This is a genomic window from uncultured Thiodictyon sp. (assembly GCA_903837595.1).
In the GTDB taxonomy this organism is placed as follows: Bacteria; Pseudomonadota; Gammaproteobacteria; order Chromatiales; family Chromatiaceae; genus Thiodictyon.
Window position 1 is genome coordinate 1 of record CAILVI010000305.1, and the last position, 16,012, is coordinate 16,012.

A 16,012-nucleotide genomic window follows, 5' to 3' on the forward strand; every position below is an offset into this window, starting at 1 on the left:
CGGAGGGCCGCTCCTACGCGGATCACCCTGGTAGCAGCGGCCCCCAGGCCGCGACGGGCCGGGCGTGAACCATTGGCCGCGGCGCGGGCACTGCCCAGGTGCATCCGCCACCCATCCCGCGCCGGATGCGCGGGCCTCGTCGCGGCCGGAGGGCCGCTCCTACGCGGATCACCCTGGTAGCAGCGGCCCCCAGGCCGCGACGGGCCGGGCGTGAACCATTGGCCGTGGCGCGGACACTGCCCAGGTGCATCCGCCGCCCATCCCGCGCCGGATGCGCGGGCCTCGTCGCGGCCGGGGGGCCGCTCCTACGCGGATCACCCTGGTAGGAGCGGCCCCCAGGCCGCGACGGGCCGGGCGTGCACCCTGGCCGTGGCGCGGGTTACAACCACATGGCATCCCAATGCGGGTAATCGCCGACCTGCTCCACCAGCCGGGCGCGAACCGGATTGGCGATGATGTAGCGGGCCACGCCGCGCAGGTCCTCGTCACGGCGTATCCCATGGTCGAAATAGCCGGGTTGCCACAGGCGCCGCCCGAGACGGTGGGCGGATACGGACTTGACCGCCCCGACGACCTCGGCCAGGTTGCCCGCCTTCAGGACAAAGAGCCAATGCAGGTGGGTGGGCATCACGACGAAGGCCAAGGTTTCCGAGCGGGCCAGGTCGTCGGATGACTTCAGACACTGGATCAGGGTGCGGGCGGCGAGGAAGTCCGCGAACACAGCGGCCTGGTGCAAGGTCGTGGTGGTGACGTGGTACGCGCGACCAAGTTCCGAGTAGCGGCCCAGGCGCAGGTTCCTGGCGTGGGGGTCAGTCTGGGGCATCGCGCGTGCCTCGTCGCGGCCGGGGGGCCGCTCCTACGATGTGATGGTGACGTGATAGGCGCGGCCAAGTTCCGAGCAGTCTGGGGCATCACGCGGGCCTCGTCGCGGCCGGGGGGCCGCTCCTACGGGGATCACCCTGGTAGGAGCGGCCCCCAGGCCGCGACCGGGTTACAGCGCCAACTCAAACACCTGCCGCGCACCCGCCAGACCGAACGACTGGTGTTCGCCCAGCGCGGTCAGCCCGTGCCGATCGAGTTGGGCCAGCAGCGGCGGGATCGCCTCAGCGCCGATGCCATAGGCCGCGAGCCGGGTCGGGACCCCGAGCGACTCGAAGAAGGTCCGGGTCTCGGCAATGGCCAGGTCGATGCGCGCGTCCTCGGTCCCGTCGTGCAAGCCCCAGACGCGCCGGGCGTATTGCAGCAACTTGGCGTGCTTTTCCACCCGCCGCACATCCAGCATCGCCGGCAGCACGATGGCCAGGGTCTGGGCGTGGTCGAGCCCGTGCAGCGCGGTCAGCTCGTGACCGAGCATGTGGGTCGCCCAGTCCTGGGGGACGCCGGCGCCGATCAGGCCGTTGAGTGCCAGGGTCGCCGTCCACATCAGGTTGGCGCGCACCGCGTAGTCGATGGGCTCGTTGATGGCGTCGGGCCCGTCTTCGATCAGGGTGAGCAGCAGCCCCTCGGCGAAGCGGTCCTGCACCTTGGCGTCCGCCGGGTAGGTCAGGTATTGCTCAGTGATGTGTACAAAGGCGTCGACCACCCCATTGGCCACCTGGCGCGGCGGCAGGGTATAGGTCTTGGTCGGGTCGAGCACCGAGAAGCGCGGGAAGACCAGCGGGTTCATGAAGACCAGCTTGTCGTGGGTGGCGCGGCGGGTGACGACGGCGCCGCAGTTCATCTCCGAGCCGGTGGCCGGCAGGGTGAGCACGGTACCAAAGGGGACCGCGCTGGTGATCGGTGCCTGCCGGGCGAGGATGTCCCAGGGCTCGCCGGCAAAGGGGATCGCGGCGGCGATGAACTTGGTGCCGTCGATGACCGAGCCACCGCCCACCGCGAGCAGGAAATCGATCTTTTCAGCACGGGCCAGCTCGACCGCCTGCATCAGGGTTTCATAGGTCGGGTTCGGCTCGATGCCGCCGAACTCATGCACGGTAAAGCCGGTGAGCGCCGCACGGACCTCGTCCAGGGTACCGGTCGCGACGACGCTGCCGCCGCCGTAGGTGATCAGCACCCGGGCACCGGTCGGGACCTCGTCCTTGAGGTCGGCGATGCGGCCCTGGCCGAAGAGGATGCGGGTCGGGTTTTGGAAGGTGAAGTTCAGCATGGACGAACCCCCGCTCACGCGGCGCCTGGGAGGAATGGATAATCGGTGTAGCCGTGTTCGTCACCGCCGTAGAAGGTGGCCTGGTCGGGCTCATTGAGCGGGGCATTTTCGCGCAGCCGCTCCACCAGGTCAGGGTTGGCGATGAATGGCTTGCCGAAGGCGATCAGGTCGGCACCGTCGGCGGCGCGCGTCGCCAGTGCGAGCTCCCGGGTATAGGCGTTGTTGCCGATATAGGTGCCCTTGAAGAGCGTGCGCAGGGTCGCGAGCTTGAAACTGCTGCCGGTCTCGCGGGGACCGCCGGTCACGCCTTCGACGACGTGCAGGAAGCCCAGACCACGCGCCGACAACTCCCTGACCACATAGGTAAACAGCGGTTCCGGGTTGCTGTCGGCGATGTCGTTGGCGGGCGAGAGCGGCGACAGGCGCACCCCAACCCGATCGTGGTCCCAGACCCCGAGCACCGCGTCGGTGACCTCCAGCAGCAGGCGGGCGCGGTTCTCGATGCTGCCGCCGTAGGCGTCGGTGCGCAAATTGGTCTGGTCGCGCAGGAACTGATCGAGCAGATAGCCGTTGGCCGAGTGGATCTCCACGCCGTCGAAACCGGCCGCCAGTGCGTTCTGCGCCGCACGCCGGTAGTCGGCGACGATACCGGGGAGCTCATCGAGCCGCAGTGCACGCGGCGTCACCATGTCCACCATGCCGCGGCCGGTGAACACCTGCCCCGTCGGCTTCACCGCCGAGGGTGCCACCGGCAGCGCCCCACCCTCCTGGAGCTCCGGGTGCGAGATGCGCCCGACGTGCCAGAGCTGGATGGCGATCTTGCCGCCCTGGGCATGGACCGACTCGGTGATCTCCTTCCAACCGGCGATCTGGGCGTCCGAATAGATACCCGGAGTCTGGATGTAGCCCTTGCCTTGAGGGGAGATCTGTGACGCCTCGGTGATGATGAGCCCCGCGGTGGCGCGCTGGGCATAGTAGGTAACCATCAGGGGGGTGGGCACGTCACCGGCCCCCGCGCGGCTGCGCGTCAGCGGGGCCATGACAATGCGGTTGGCAAGCGTGAGGCTGCCGAGTTGGTAGGGTTGGAAGAGGTCGCTGGTACTGGGATCGCTCATGGGTCAGTCCTCGATCGATAGGTGACGGGGTGGGCGGGGAACGTGCGACTGCCGCCCGCGAATTGCCTTGCTGATATGGGTGCCTTTCGCCCCTTTATCATCGCGCATCAGGGAAACAGCGGCACCACCGCGATGATCCGCCCGAGCGCCGCCTGTGACTCGGCGCCGACCTGACCGAGCGGCAGCACACCAGGCCCGACCGGCTCCGCCAAGACCCAGGTGCGACGGTCATACTGGATGGAGCGATCCCCCGCTTGCGGCGTCAACCCCAAGCCGAGGAAGGCGTGATTGCGCACGACGATCAATGCACTGGGCACCTGGGGATACAGCAGGTGGGCGAGTGCAGCGAAGGCGACCGACTTGGTATCGCAATCGCCCCGATTCTCGGCCAGCATCACCAGCGGGGGCAGGAAACCCGCTTCAGCCGCACGGTCACTCAGCCGGTCATAGGGGATGGTCTGGATGAAGGCCATGGCCCGGGTCAGTACCGTGTGGACCGGCAGGCCCCGCAACTGGACGGCCAGGGCCAGGGCAAGCGGCGCGAGGTTGGGCAGGGCACGGCTGGCGAGACGGGCGTAATCGGGCCAGAGCTCGCCGGAGGCATCGAGCCGATACAGGCGCTCGCGGAAATAGGCAAGCCTGAAGTCGCCCATGCGCTGTTTGATGGCCGCGAATTCGCGGTCGAGCTCCTGACCGATCCGCTGCGAGCGGCGCTCGACCTGGCCCTGGGCCTGCGCCACCAGCTGCGCCGACGCCTGGTTGGCGGCGTTCTGGGCCAGCTCCAAGCGCTGCTCGATCGCCGCCAGGTCGCCCTTGGAGCGCGCCTTGAGCTGGAAATTGCCGTCCGCGCCCCGGCTGATTTTGGCCCCCGGGTAGTCCGATTGGATGTCAGCACAGGCCCGGTCCATGGCCTCGTCGAACCGCGCACGCTCTTGGGCCGCGAGGTCGGCGGGCGGGGCGACCCGCCAGGTGATGCCGTGGCCCGGGCGTTGCTCGATCACCACCCCCGGGTAGGCCCGCCCCAGGTCGTCCACCGCGCGTTTGGTTTGACGGTCCAGTTCCGCATCGGCGGCCTGTTGCAGGTCGGCGCTGCGCCAGGCGCGAAAGTCACTGCGCGCGGCGGCGATGGCCGCCGCCTCCACCTGAAAGGTCAGGGTGTGGCGCCCGGCCTGGTCCACCCAGCCGTAGTCGAACTGCCGAAGCTGACCGGCCGGTGCGCTGCTGAAATGGGTCTGACCCAAGGGCTCGGCGAGCACCGCGCCGGCCAACAGACAGAGGGCGGCGAGCAGGAGGCGGCTGGGCAAGGTGGTGGGCATGGCGGTCAGTCCTGGCATGAGATCAGGGAATGTGCTTGCCGTCACAAGGTCTCGACCTCAAAGCCGACCAGGGTGCGGATCTCGCGGCTGAATTCGATCCCGATCAGGTGGATCGGCTGGCCGGTCGCACGATACTTGTCGGCATAGCCGCGCTCCTTGAGCTGTTGCAGCGCCCGGCCCGCGGGTGCCGACTCCACCACCTTGAACTCGAAGAGCCATATCTGGCCGTTGAATTTGAGCGTCAGGTCGATGCGGCCCAGCTGGGTGGCATCCTCGGCCGTCAGGTCCAACCCGAGGGCGGCGAAATGGCTATAGAAGACACTGGCGTAATAGCCCTCGTAGCGGGCCAGCGGGTGGCCGTCGTGCCAGTGATGCGGGATCGCCGCGAAAAGGCTGGTGAGATGGTCGCGCAGGGCATCGAAATCCCCGGCCATCAATACATCATAGAGCCGGCTCGCCAGTTCGCTGACGCGTCCCGGCTGGCCAATCAGGGTCTTGACCAGGCTGTCATTGAGCGCGCTCTCCACCTCCAGGTTGGGATAGCCCAGGGTATATTCGAGCCGGGCGCCGAGGCGCCGTGAGCCGGTGAAGGTAAGATAGCCGGTCTGCCACAGCAGCGCCTCAGTGCCCAGATGATCGACGTCGAAGGCCGACAACAGTGCCTCATCGGCGCGCAGGCGGGCGAGTGTCGGGGTAAAAAAGCCGCGCTCGGTGAGCAGGTCGACCAGAAAGGTCGGGGTGCCGGTCTCGAACCACCAGGTGCGGAATTCGCGTGCATCGAACAGCAGGAGCAGGTCGAAGGGGTTGTAGACCGCCTCGCCCATCCAGTTGTAACCGTTGTACCAACGGCGGATCTCGGCGCGATCCAGACCCGGGAGTTCGGGTGCAAAGACGGTATCGACATCGGTCTCGGTATAGCCGCACAGAGCCGAGTACCGGGCATCGATCGTGATGTCCTTCAGATTATTGAGGCCCGAGAAGATGCTGACCTTGCTGAATTTGCTGACCCCGGTCAGGAACACGAAGTGGATGTGGGCGTCGTTGTCCTTGATGACCGAATAGAGGTTGCGCAGCCCATCGCGCATGACCCGGGCGGTGTCGGGATCCGTCAGGTTGTCCAGGATCGGCTTGTCGTATTCGTCGACCAGCACCACCACCCGGTGGCCGGTGGCGGCATGGGCCTGTTGGATCAACTGCGCAAACCAAGCGGCGATGCCGGTTTCAGTACTGGTCAACCCCAGTGCCGCCTGGTTGATGCGTAGTTGTTCCCGCACCTTGCCGTCCAGTTCCAGGCCATCGCGCACCATCCCGCCGCCGAAACTCAGGCGGATGACCGGGTAGCGGGTGGTCCAATCCCAGTGCGGGTGGATCATGAGCCCCCGGAACAGTGCCTCGTGACCGGCGAAGAGTTCGCCCAAGGTGTCGAGCAGCAGGGACTTGCCGAAGCGCCGCGGGCGTGACAGAAAATAGTGGCTGCCCTCGTCGATCAGTTGGCGGATGAAGCCGGTCTTGTCGACATAGTAATGGTCGTCCGCGCGGATCTTGGCGAAGGTCTGAATGCCGATCGGCAGTCTGCGGCGCGACATGGGGGGGCTCCGGGTGAATGGCGGATAGTCAGGCGGTCATCATAGCCGTTTGCCGGTCGACGCTCCTATCGAGCATTCATCGCACCCGTAGGAGCGGCCCCCAGGCCGCGACGACTCGGGAAGTCTCCCCCCGTGGGAGCGGCTTCAGCCGCGACGAGGCCAGGGCCGCGTCGCGGTCCGGGCGGCGAGCACGCGACGACCGGGCAAGGTCGATTTGCGCATGACGATGGGGCCTGGGGCGCGACAACGCCGGGCAGGCTCCGAAATTTACCCAACCCCGGCGACGGTGCCGCGCGCCGCCCTTGGCGCCGACGCCAGCAGCGCCGGCTCTAAGCCCCAGTCAGCTCGCCGCTGAATGCCGAATAGTTGTTGGCAACGGTGAATTGAACCTCCGTTCCAAGCGCCTTGAAGTGGGCCTTGCCGCAGTCGATCTTACCCTGTTCGATGGGCCGCAGGGCGTCGCTGAATAGACTCCCCTTGGACTCCACGACAAAGAACAACCGCTGCTGGCCATGGGTCTGTGCCAGCACCGCCCAATCCGGGTTATAGCTGCCGAGCGGCGTGTCGATCTTGAACCATCCCGGCAGCTTGGCGAACACCTTCACCTCGTCGCTCTGCTCAAAGGAGCGGGCAAACCCCTCCTCCACCTCTGAATCGTAGACCACATGGTCATAGACCGACTTGGCACTCGCGATCATATTCTTGCTGAGATAACCGAACAGCTCGTTTTGCGCGAACAGCTCCTGGGCATAGCAATGCTGATCGCCGATGCGCTGATACTTGATCCCGTCCACGATGAAGAGCCGCATCTGCCGCTTGATGATGGCCGCAACCTGTTCGATATACTTCTGCGGATTATTCTTGAAGTCCGCCAGCCGACCGCTACGGATCATGATCGCTACAAGCGAACGCCTGGTCAGGTTGGTCTCGTTCTGCAGATAGCCCACCACGTCGGGCAACTGATAATCCCGCCCATCGAACACCGCCACCGACTCCGCAATCTCCTGGGCCGCTACACCGCCGCGGTCGATGCCGATGCGGGCCGTGCGCGTCACAAAGCGCGCCCGGCCAACCTTGAGATGATCGCGGATCTCAGTGGCACAGGTCTCAATCAGCTTCTCGGAATCGAACTCGACCCGGAAGGTGGTGCGGTACTTGATCTGCTCCCACAGCCGCTTGAAATCCTCGCCCAGGAATACGCCCTTATTGAGCTTGACCGGCCGGCCTTTATCCTTGTTCTGGATATTCAGGTTGCCGGCCACCTTGCGCAGGACCGCCTGGACCTGTTCGGCCTGGGCCTGGAATGGCTCGGGAAGCTCCACCGTGTTCTGCTTCAGCGCCGTCTTCAAGGCATCCTGGACATGCCCCTTGCTGTCGATGTAACCCTTGGAGCACAGGTGGTTCCAGATCGCCGCAGACGCCTCAGTGCCGAGATAGGCGGTGTGTCCCGCACCGTCGGTCACCGGGATATTCGCGAACAGGTGGGTCTCTACCAGGCCGAAGCGGATGCCGGTCTCCTGCTCGATCTCCCGCTGGAGCTGCTCGGCGAATCGGTGATAGGATTCGTTGGCCATCACCGTGAGCCGATTGACGTCGAATCCGTAGACGCGCTCGCCCGCCTGATTCACCGCGATGCGCAATCCACGCCCGATCTCCTGGCGTTTCTTCATCACTGAGGCCGTTTCATTCAGGGTGCAGATCTGGAAGACGTTCGGGTTGTCCCAGCCCTCGCGCAAGGCCGAATGTGAGAAGATGAACTTGAGCCTGCAATCAAAGCTCAGCAACCACTCCTTGTCGCGCATGATCGTATTGTAGGCGTCCTCGTCGGCGGCCGTCGTGCCCTCGCCCTTGGACTCCTTGAACAGGGTCACGGCGCGCCCGGCGACCTTTTTTTTGTCGGCGGCGAAATAGCCGTCGTGAATTCCCTCAACGGCCGTGGCCCGGTCGATCTCGCCAAACAGGCTATCATACTTTGGCTTCTTGATCTCCGTGGCATATTCCTCCTCGAACATCCGTGCGTACTTGCCCGGCTGGGCATTGCCTTGTTCATCGTAACCGCGATAGTTTGCGACCCGATCGATAAAGAACAGGCTCAACACCTTGATTCCTTTAGGGCGCAGCAGCAGCTCCTTCTCCAGATGGGCCTGCACCGTCTTGCGAATCTGCAAGCGCTTATAATGGTCCGTGTCCACCTCACCAATACTCTCGTTCAGCCGCACGATGTCAGGCTTACTGGTAAAGCTGATGTACTCCCTACCCGGGGTGCAGTCGATATCCTCGATGATATAGCCGTCGTAAACCGAACGCCCGCCGGACAGGTCCAGCAGGTCGTCGCCAGTACGCACCCATTTGGCCGTGCGCGCCACCGCTCCGCCCTTTTGCAGCAGGTCCAACTCGATGCGCGCCCGCACGCCACCGTGGCGATTGTCGAGCGCCAGCAACTTCACATAGGCCCGGTTGAAGCCGTCCTCGACCTCGATCCCGGCCACTTCGATCTGCTTGACCAGCTTGCGCTCGTAGGCGTCGACCGAGTCCAGACGAAACAGCATGTTGTGTTTCTCGACATGGGTCGCCGAGTAACGCAGGGTGCAGAGCGCATTCAGTGAGCCGATCGCCTGACGGCTCTTGGGCGTGGTATCCACACTCTGGGGCTCGTCGATGATCACGATCGGGTTGGTCGCCTGGATGAACTCGATGGGCCGGCTGCCGGTCATTCGGTCGTGGGGCCGATGGATGATGTTGGCCTTGTCCTCTTTGGACGGGTCAGTGAAGCTCTTGCGGAAGGCATCGATATTGATCACCATGACCTGGATGCTGTCGCTGGTCGCAAAGTTGCGCACATCGCTGAGCTTCTGGGAGTCATAGACGAAATAGTCGAGCCGCACATTCTCGTAGAGCCCACGAAAGTGGTCCTCGGTCATCTGGAGCGACTTGTAGACGCCCTCCTTGACGGCAATCGAGGGCACGACGATGATGAATTTGGTGAAGCCGTAGGCACGGTGCAGCTCGAAAATACTGCGCAGATACACATAGGTCTTGCCGGTGCCGGTCTCCATCTCGACCGTGAAGTTCATCCCATTGAGCGCCGCGGACGGCGGCAATCCGTTGCGTAACTGCACCGCCCGGACATTCCTCAGGATGTCTTCGTCCAGCAACCGCAAACGGTTGCCGATCCCCAGATCGCTCTCCTCGCCCTCCAATGCCAGGTCCATCTGCGGATGATCCGTCAGCGAGGCCACAGTAAAATTGGTCCGGCAGGTCTCTTGGCCCTGGAATACAGCGACGATGGCGGCGATGGCCTCGGCCTGATAGTCAAGGTCCGCCGAAAATTGAATCTTCACAAGATCTCGCTCCCATCGTCACATTCATCGCGCGGCTGCGGCAGATCGCGTGCCAGTTGCTCAAGCGCTTGCATCGCCGCCCGCTCGCCCTCGGTCTCTTTAAAGGACCGCCGACGCTGCGCGAATTTCTCGTATTCCTCCTTGGCGAAGCTATCCGCAGACGTCCTCGTCACCTTCCCCGCATCCGGCAGCACGCGACGGTCATTGAAGGCGAGAAAGGCGTCCAGCCGCTCCTCCCAATCCTGCATGAACACCTGCTTGCGGCGCCGTGCCTGATCTTCCGCGTAGTCCAGCCACATGACGACGATCCGATTCAGCTCGTCGATTTCCGGCTCATTGAGATAGTTCTTGCCGATGGTCACGTCACCCTTACGCACCTCACCGGACTTCCAACTCCTCAGACCCATGTTGGGCAACTGATGATCGGCACGGCTACGGATCAGTTCAGGGGCCGTGAGTCCGGTGGCGGCGAAATGGAGCTTATTCTGGATGGTCTGGAAGAAACGGGTGGTATCGGCTGACGATGGCTCGTAGTCCGCGGCCATCGCGAAGATCTCGCGCACGCGCAGGTACATCCGCCGCTCGCTGGCGCGGATGTCGCGGATACGCTCCAGCAGCTGGTCAAAGTAATCCGGCACGCCCGAGCCGGCGATTGGGGGATTCTTCAGGCGCTCGTCGTCCATGACGAAACCCTTGAGCAGGTACTCACGGAGCGTCTGCGTTGCCCATTGCCGGAAGTGCGTACCGCGACGACTGCGTATCCGGTAACCAACCGCAATCACCGCGTCCAGGTTGTAGTGTTTGACCCGATAAACCTTGCCATCGACTGCAGTTATCAAGTAATCCTTGACGACTCGATGCGGCTCTAATTCCCCTTCATCGAACACGTTCTTGAGATGCAGACTGATGTTTTGTTTAGATGTTTGGAACAATTCCACCATCAGCGCCTGACTGAGCCAGACGCTCTCGTCCTCGAAGCGGCACGCGACACGGGTGCCGCCGTCCTCGGTCTGATAGAACAGGATCTCCCCACGGGCTGAAGGGATCTCAGCGGCTGGTGTGTCGTCGTCGGCCTGGTCGGTCATAGCGATACCTCCGACTACAGGCTCTTCACGTCGTCGATCCCCGCGTGGCGCAGGACCTGGACCGTGTTGGTCTTGACCACATCATCCGGAAAGCCGGTATCCTTGAAGACCACGCGCATGATCTCGGGCGTAAGCTCCGCCTTCAGCGCCGCGATCCCCTCGACGACCTCCAGTGTGATGCCATCGGCGAGGCAGACGATCAGCGCCCCGCCGCCCACGACATAGACCGTCGTGCCCGCGATCTCCCGCTCGTCGACCGGGACGGCGAGGTCCAGACCGTATTTGAGCAACAGCTCATAGAGGATATCCAACTCGGTGCGGTCGGATTTGATGTTCTCGACGGCGTCGAGGAGGGCTGGCTCAAGGTTTTCGAACGCGGCATCCCAGGCCCGAACGTTGCTCGCGCTTAACTTGAAGACCTTGAAACCGGTATCATGGCTGACAGCCGCGTCCGGCTGCGATCCGGACACCAATGATGCACTTGCTTCGGCCGCGATCCTATTGGCGACGCGACGCAGACGCTCTTTCGCTATTTCAGCGATGTTTGGCGCGATTCCGATAGCGCGGCAAAACTTATACCCCGGCAACTGCTCCTTTTTTGTTGGATCGAGCTGTTCCGGCAATTGGACCACCACAAACTTTCGCGTCCCACCATCCGCTTCATTCAAGCGCAGCACCGATTCTGCTGTCGCGCATGAACCAGCAAAGAAATCGAAGACCACGCCGTCAGCAGGTGCCAGATATCGAATCAGGCGCGCCAGCACCTCGTGGTCCTTCGGATTATCGAAAATCTTGTCCCCCATTAAGCCCCTAAGATATTTTGTCGCGACCTGTGACTGTTTATAAATGACACTGGGCATGACCTGCAGGCCCGCGACGACAGAATCCTCTTCGCCCTCATCTTCTTCATCCGCCTCAGACTCGGGGCCGTAGTCCTCTTCAGGCAAGGACAGCAGATGGGCTTTGCAGAACGGTGGCTTGGTATGATCTTCGCGAAACACGATGAGCCCGAGCGCTATTTGACGCTGCATCGCTTCTGGTGTGCCAAACGTCCACCCTCGCTCTGGAACCTTACACGGCACCCCTGTGGTCGGATGAAGAACGTCGTACCTTGGCCCACCCCCGCCAGGCCACGAAATATCCCGGTCGCGCCATGGTCCGTTTTCATCGATATGCTTATAACGGCTCAGTTTTCTTGAGGGATGGGCCATCGGCAAAGACTTATACCACTCGCGCAACGCGCTTTCCATGACGGTGAAATTCAAACCATGCTCCACCCTTAGCTTTCGCCACTGTTCAATGATTTCAGCGGCACCAGGCTTCGGCTCGCGCCATGTGGTATTGGCGTCTTTTAGGCGCTGTAGGTCACGGGCGTAAACTAGGATGTACTCATGGCCAACACTGAAAAGCTTCGCGTCGTTTTTCCGTGTTTTTTCCCAGACTAATTCAGCAATAAAATTCTCTTCCCCAAAGACCTCATCGGCGAGCTTGCGCAAGTTCGCAAATTCATGCTCATCAATTGATATTAGAATAACCCCTTCACGGACCAAAAGATTTCGCGCAAGCTTTAGTCGCGGGTACATCATATTCAACCAATTGGTATGATAGCGCCCGCCAGACTCCGTATTGGCTGAAACCTTTAGCCCGGCAGCATCCACCTGACCGGTATATTGCAAATAGGTCTCAAGGTTATCCTGATATCGATCCGGATAGATGAACTCCCCTCCCGTATTATATGGCGGATCGATATAGATAACATGGACCCGCTGGTGATAGCTTTTCTGCAACAACTTCAGGGCTTCCAGATTATCGCCCTCGATAAAGACATTCTGTGTGGTATCCCAATTGACCGACTCTTCCCGACAAGGCCGCAGCGTTCCCGTCGACGGGGTCTGCGCAATCCGCCGCGCCCGGCTCTTGCCGTGCCAGTTGAAGCTGTAGCGCTCGGGGCGGTCCTCGATCTCACTGCCGAGCAATTCGCGCAGGACCTCGAAATCGACCTTACCCTCGGTCACGCACTCGGGAAACAGTGCCTTGAGTGCCGCAATGTTCTCGGCCGTGATATCGGCCGATGCGCCATCGGCCTTGGGATGAAGACGTTTCATTGTTGATTTTCGATTTATGATTTTTGATTGTTGATTTAAAGGGCAGCCGGAACGATCCAGCAACAGCGGAAGATAGTCAGAAATCAGAAATCCGCCCCGTCAACCCACCCTTTGCAGCAACAGCAAGGCCGCCGTGATGAACAGCAGCGGCGGGGCCAGGGCCGCCGCCAGCGGGCTCAGGCCATACAGCAGCGCCATATAGGAGAAGAGGCGGCTCACCACGTAATAGAGGATGCCGACCAGGATCGCGAAAAAGGCCCGCACCCCGGCGCCGCGGGTGCGCGCCGAACCGATCAGGATGGGGATGGCGACCAGCACCATGGAGAGGGTCAGCAGGGGGTAGACGAGCCGACCCCAGAAGATCACCTCGTAGTTGCTCGCGTCCTGGGCGTTGATGGTCATGAAGCTGATGTATTTCCATAACCCCCAGACCGGCAGGATGCGTGGATCCACCACCACCACCTCCAGAATCCCCGGGCTCAGCAGTGAACTCCAGTCGGCATTGGGCAGGCGCTCCACCTGCACCCCGGCCTGGCTGACCCGGCTACGCGAGATGTCCTCCAGGACCCAGTGACCGTCGTGATAACGCGCGCCCGCGGCATGGGTCGCGATCAGCGTCCCGGCGGCGTTGTCGGCCTGGTAGATGAAGATGTCGTGCAGGCTGGTACCGGAGAGGATCTCGCGGATGTTGATGTAGGCCCCCTGGTCGACCGCCCAGAAACCGGCCGTGGTCCGTTGGGCCGCCTCCCCGGAGAGCGCGGCGCGCTTGATCTCCAGCCCGTGCTGGTCGGCAACCGGGGCCGCCACCTCACCGATCAGCATGGCGCCCAGCGCGAGCAGCACCCCGCCCATCAGCCCGGACCCCGTGATCCGCGCCACCGAGATCCCGGCGGCGCGCATCGCCACCAGCTCTGAGCGGTTGGCCAGGGCGCCCAGGCCGAGCAGGGCACCGATCAGGGTGGCGATGGGAAAGACCTGATAGGCATAGCGGGGCAGACTGTACAGCGAGAACATCAGGGCATCCTGGAAGCGGTAGCCGCCCACCCCCACCTGTTCCAATTCAGTGGCCAGGAGAAAAAACCCAAGCAGGGGCAGGAGCACCCCGAGGGTCAGGAGGGTGCCCCCAATCACGGCCCCCGCCAGATAGCGGTCAAGAATTCTCAGTCCCACAGCCCGTCTCCTCGCACAATCGCCCCCACTGATGACTGCCGACCGGCCGGGACCGGTCCCGGCGGCTTCGGCTCCGGCGCGCAATCCGGTAGACTCGAACACCGCAAGCATCCTAACCCGAATGCCCCACCAAAGAACCGTCCCTGAGGTACCCCCCGATGGAGTTTAAGATCAAGTCCGGCGACCTCGCCAAGCACAAGACCCCATGCCTGGTCCTGGGCGTCTTCGAGAAGCGCAAACTCGCACCCGCCGGCGAGGTCATCGACAAGGCCAGCGGCGGACGGCTCACCGAACTGCTGAAGAAGGGCGACCTGGACGGGGAGCCCGGCCGCACACTGATGCTCTACGACCTGCCCGGGGTGGCGGCGGAGCGGGTGCTGTTGGTGGGTTGCGGCAAGCGCAAGGAGGCCACCCGCGCCACCTACCGCCAGGCGCTCGCGGCGTCGGTGGACCTGCTCCAGCGCACCCATGCAGGCGAAGCCCTGTCCACCCTGGCGGAGGCCGCCCCGGAGGGCTTGAGCCATTATCTGGCGGTGCGCGATGCCGTGACCACCGCCGCCGAGCGGGTCTACCGCTACAGCCAGACCAAGGACGACAAGCAGGCCCCCAAGACCCCGTTGCGCACCCTGACCCTGTGGGTCACCAAGAAGCAGGAGTCCGATGAGGCCGAGCAGGCGCTGCGGCACGGCGCCGCCATCGCCGAAGGTGTAACGCTCGCCAGGGAACTGGGCAACCTGCCCGGCAACCTCTGCACGCCGTCCTATCTGGCGGACCAGGCCCACGACCTGGCCGCACGCTTCGACACGCTCTCGGTGGAGGTGCTGGAAGAGGCCCAGATGGAGGAGTTGGGCATGGGCGCCCTGCTCTCGGTGTCGCGCGGCAGCCGCCAGCCGGCCAAGCTCATCGTGTTTCACTATCAGGGCGCCGGGCAGGGCGCCGCCGCGGCCCAACGACCGGTGGTGCTGGTGGGCAAGGGGCTCACCTTCGACGCCGGCGGCATCTCGCTCAAGCCCGGCGCCGACATGGACGAGATGAAATACGACATGTGCGGCGGTGCCAGCGTGTTCGGTGCCGTCCAGGCGGCCTGTGAACTCGACCTGCCGATCCACCTGATCGGCGTGGTCCCGGCCTCCGAGAACCTGCCGGATGGGGACGCCAACAAGCCCGGCGATATCGTCAAGAGTCTGTCCGGCCAGACCATCGAGATTCTCAACACCGACGCCGAGGGCCGGCTGATCCTCTGCGATGCACTCACCTACAGCGAGCGCTTCGACCCGGCCGTGGTCATCGACTTGGCCACCCTCACCGGGGCCTGCGTGGTCGCCCTAGGCAAGCACGCCTCCGGGCTTTTCACCGCCGACGATCAGCTCGCCAGCGAGCTGCAGGCGGCGGGCGTCGCCGCCTGGGACCGGGTCTGGCGTCTACCCCTGTGGGAGGACTACCAGGCCCAGCTCGACAGCAACTTCGCGGACATGGCCAACGTCGGCGGGCGCGACGGCGGCGCTATCACGGCGGCCTGTTTCCTCTCCCGTTATGCGAAAAAGTTCCCTTGGGCGCATCTCGACATCGCCGGCACCGCCTGGCTGAGCGGCAAGGAGAAAGGCGGCACCGGCCGGCCGGTGCCGCTCTTGGTGCAGGTCCTGCTGGAGCGCAGCGGAGTGCTCAGCGCGAGCACTTAAACGACCCCATCATTTCCTTTTATTTCAAACTCTACAGGTGACCCATGCTACGCGACTGGTCAGACGTTTACTCCGTCGGCATCCCCGAAATCGATGAACAACACCAGGGATTCTTTGCCGCCTCCCACCGCCTCTACGAGCAGATCCTGGACCGCGATGCCAAGCAGGGGGTGCAGGAGGCGCTCGCCTTCATGCGCCACTATGCCGACAGCCACTTCCAGGCCGAAGAGGCCTTCATGCGCAAGCATGACTATCCGGCGCTCAAGGCCCACCAGGCGCTGCATGTCGCCTTCTTCGCACGCCTGGATGCGCTGGCCGAGGACCTTGCGACCTTCGGTCCCAGCCAGGACCTGGCCGACCGGGCGCTCGACCTCACCCAGGACTGGCTGGTCGAGCACATCGCGGACGAGGATGTGCTCTACGCCCTGCACGCCCGCTCGCGGTCGTAGGAGCGGCCCCCCGGCCGCGA

11 protein-coding genes are annotated in these 16,012 nt (G+C 63.6%); 2 read left to right on the forward strand and 9 right to left on the reverse strand.

The features are described from left to right. Nucleotides 1-379 precede the first annotated feature (379 nt). The 9 genes from QZY44_RS16745 to lptG all read right to left on the reverse strand — a co-directional run bounded on the left by QZY44_RS16745 (nt 380) and on the right by lptG (nt 13,858). Entirely contained in the window at nt 380-823 is a 444-nt protein-coding gene (locus QZY44_RS16745) for a transposase (protein ID WP_295448563.1), read from the reverse strand. Nucleotides 824-991: 168 nt separating this feature from the next. Continuing rightward, a complete protein-coding gene (locus QZY44_RS16750; protein WP_295448565.1) occupies nt 992-2,146 on the reverse strand; it encodes an iron-containing alcohol dehydrogenase in 1,155 nt (384 codons plus the stop codon). 14 nt (nt 2,147-2,160) lie between these two features. Then, nucleotides 2,161-3,261: an alkene reductase gene (locus QZY44_RS16755; RefSeq protein WP_295448568.1), complete on the reverse strand. Its 1,101-nt coding sequence runs from the start codon at nt 3,259-3,261 to the stop codon at nt 2,161-2,163. 107 nt (nt 3,262-3,368) lie between these two features. Beyond that, on the reverse strand, nt 3,369-4,577 hold the full coding sequence (locus tag QZY44_RS16760; protein ID WP_295448571.1) for a hypothetical protein: 1,209 nt from the start codon (nt 4,575-4,577) through the stop codon (nt 3,369-3,371). A gap of 41 nt (nt 4,578-4,618) precedes the next feature. Then, a complete protein-coding gene (locus QZY44_RS16765) occupies nt 4,619-6,163 on the reverse strand; it encodes an ATP-binding protein (RefSeq protein ID WP_295448575.1) in 1,545 nt (514 codons plus the stop codon). Nucleotides 6,164-6,492: 329 nt separating this feature from the next. Then, complete coding sequence (locus tag QZY44_RS16770; RefSeq protein WP_295448578.1) at nt 6,493-9,504, reverse strand: DEAD/DEAH box helicase family protein; 3,012 nt, start codon at nt 9,502-9,504, stop codon at nt 6,493-6,495. Next, nucleotides 9,501-10,589: a virulence RhuM family protein gene (locus tag QZY44_RS16775; protein ID WP_295448581.1), complete on the reverse strand. Its 1,089-nt coding sequence runs from the start codon at nt 10,587-10,589 to the stop codon at nt 9,501-9,503. Before QZY44_RS16775 ends, QZY44_RS16770 begins: the two co-directional genes overlap by 4 nt. Before the next feature lie 14 nt (nt 10,590-10,603). Beyond that, the gene (locus tag QZY44_RS16780; RefSeq protein WP_295448584.1) at nt 10,604-12,757 is read right to left on the reverse strand and encodes a site-specific DNA-methyltransferase; all 2,154 of its coding nucleotides are present in this window, start codon (nt 12,755-12,757) and stop codon (nt 10,604-10,606) included. A gap of 36 nt (nt 12,758-12,793) precedes the next feature. Then, nucleotides 12,794-13,858 (reverse strand): LPS export ABC transporter permease LptG, encoded by a 1,065-nt coding sequence (lptG, locus tag QZY44_RS16785; RefSeq protein WP_295448622.1) that lies wholly within the window; start codon nt 13,856-13,858, stop codon nt 12,794-12,796. 164 nt (nt 13,859-14,022) lie between these two features. Here lptG and QZY44_RS16790 point away from each other — a divergent pair, with 164 nt between their 5' ends. Together QZY44_RS16790 and QZY44_RS16795 are read left to right on the forward strand one after the other, a co-directional pair. Next, entirely contained in the window at nt 14,023-15,543 is a 1,521-nt protein-coding gene (locus tag QZY44_RS16790) for a leucyl aminopeptidase (protein WP_295448587.1), read from the forward strand. A 44-nt stretch (nt 15,544-15,587) separates the two neighbouring features. Continuing rightward, on the forward strand, nt 15,588-15,992 hold the full coding sequence (locus QZY44_RS16795; RefSeq protein ID WP_295448590.1) for a hemerythrin family protein: 405 nt from the start codon (nt 15,588-15,590) through the stop codon (nt 15,990-15,992). Nucleotides 15,993-16,012: the final 20 nt, after the last annotated feature.

Bases quoted from the DNA above. Each gene is read 5' to 3' on its own strand.
- QZY44_RS16755 (WP_295448568.1), bottom strand. From the start codon at position 3,261: ATGAGCGATCCCAGTACCAGCGACCTCTTCCAACCCTACCAACTCGGC.
- QZY44_RS16760 (WP_295448571.1), bottom strand. From the start codon at position 4,577: ATGCCCACCACCTTGCCCAGCCGCCTCCTGCTCGCCGCCCTCTGTCTG.
- QZY44_RS16795 (WP_295448590.1), top strand. From the start codon at position 15,588: ATGCTACGCGACTGGTCAGACGTTTACTCCGTCGGCATCCCCGAAATC.
- QZY44_RS16750 (WP_295448565.1), bottom strand. From the start codon at position 2,146: ATGCTGAACTTCACCTTCCAAAACCCGACCCGCATCCTCTTCGGCCAG.
- QZY44_RS16745 (WP_295448563.1), bottom strand. From the start codon at position 823: ATGCCCCAGACTGACCCCCACGCCAGGAACCTGCGCCTGGGCCGCTAC.
- QZY44_RS16790 (WP_295448587.1), top strand. From the start codon at position 14,023: ATGGAGTTTAAGATCAAGTCCGGCGACCTCGCCAAGCACAAGACCCCA.
- QZY44_RS16775 (WP_295448581.1), bottom strand. From the start codon at position 10,589: ATGACCGACCAGGCCGACGACGACACACCAGCCGCTGAGATCCCTTCA.
- QZY44_RS16765 (WP_295448575.1), bottom strand. From the start codon at position 6,163: ATGTCGCGCCGCAGACTGCCGATCGGCATTCAGACCTTCGCCAAGATC.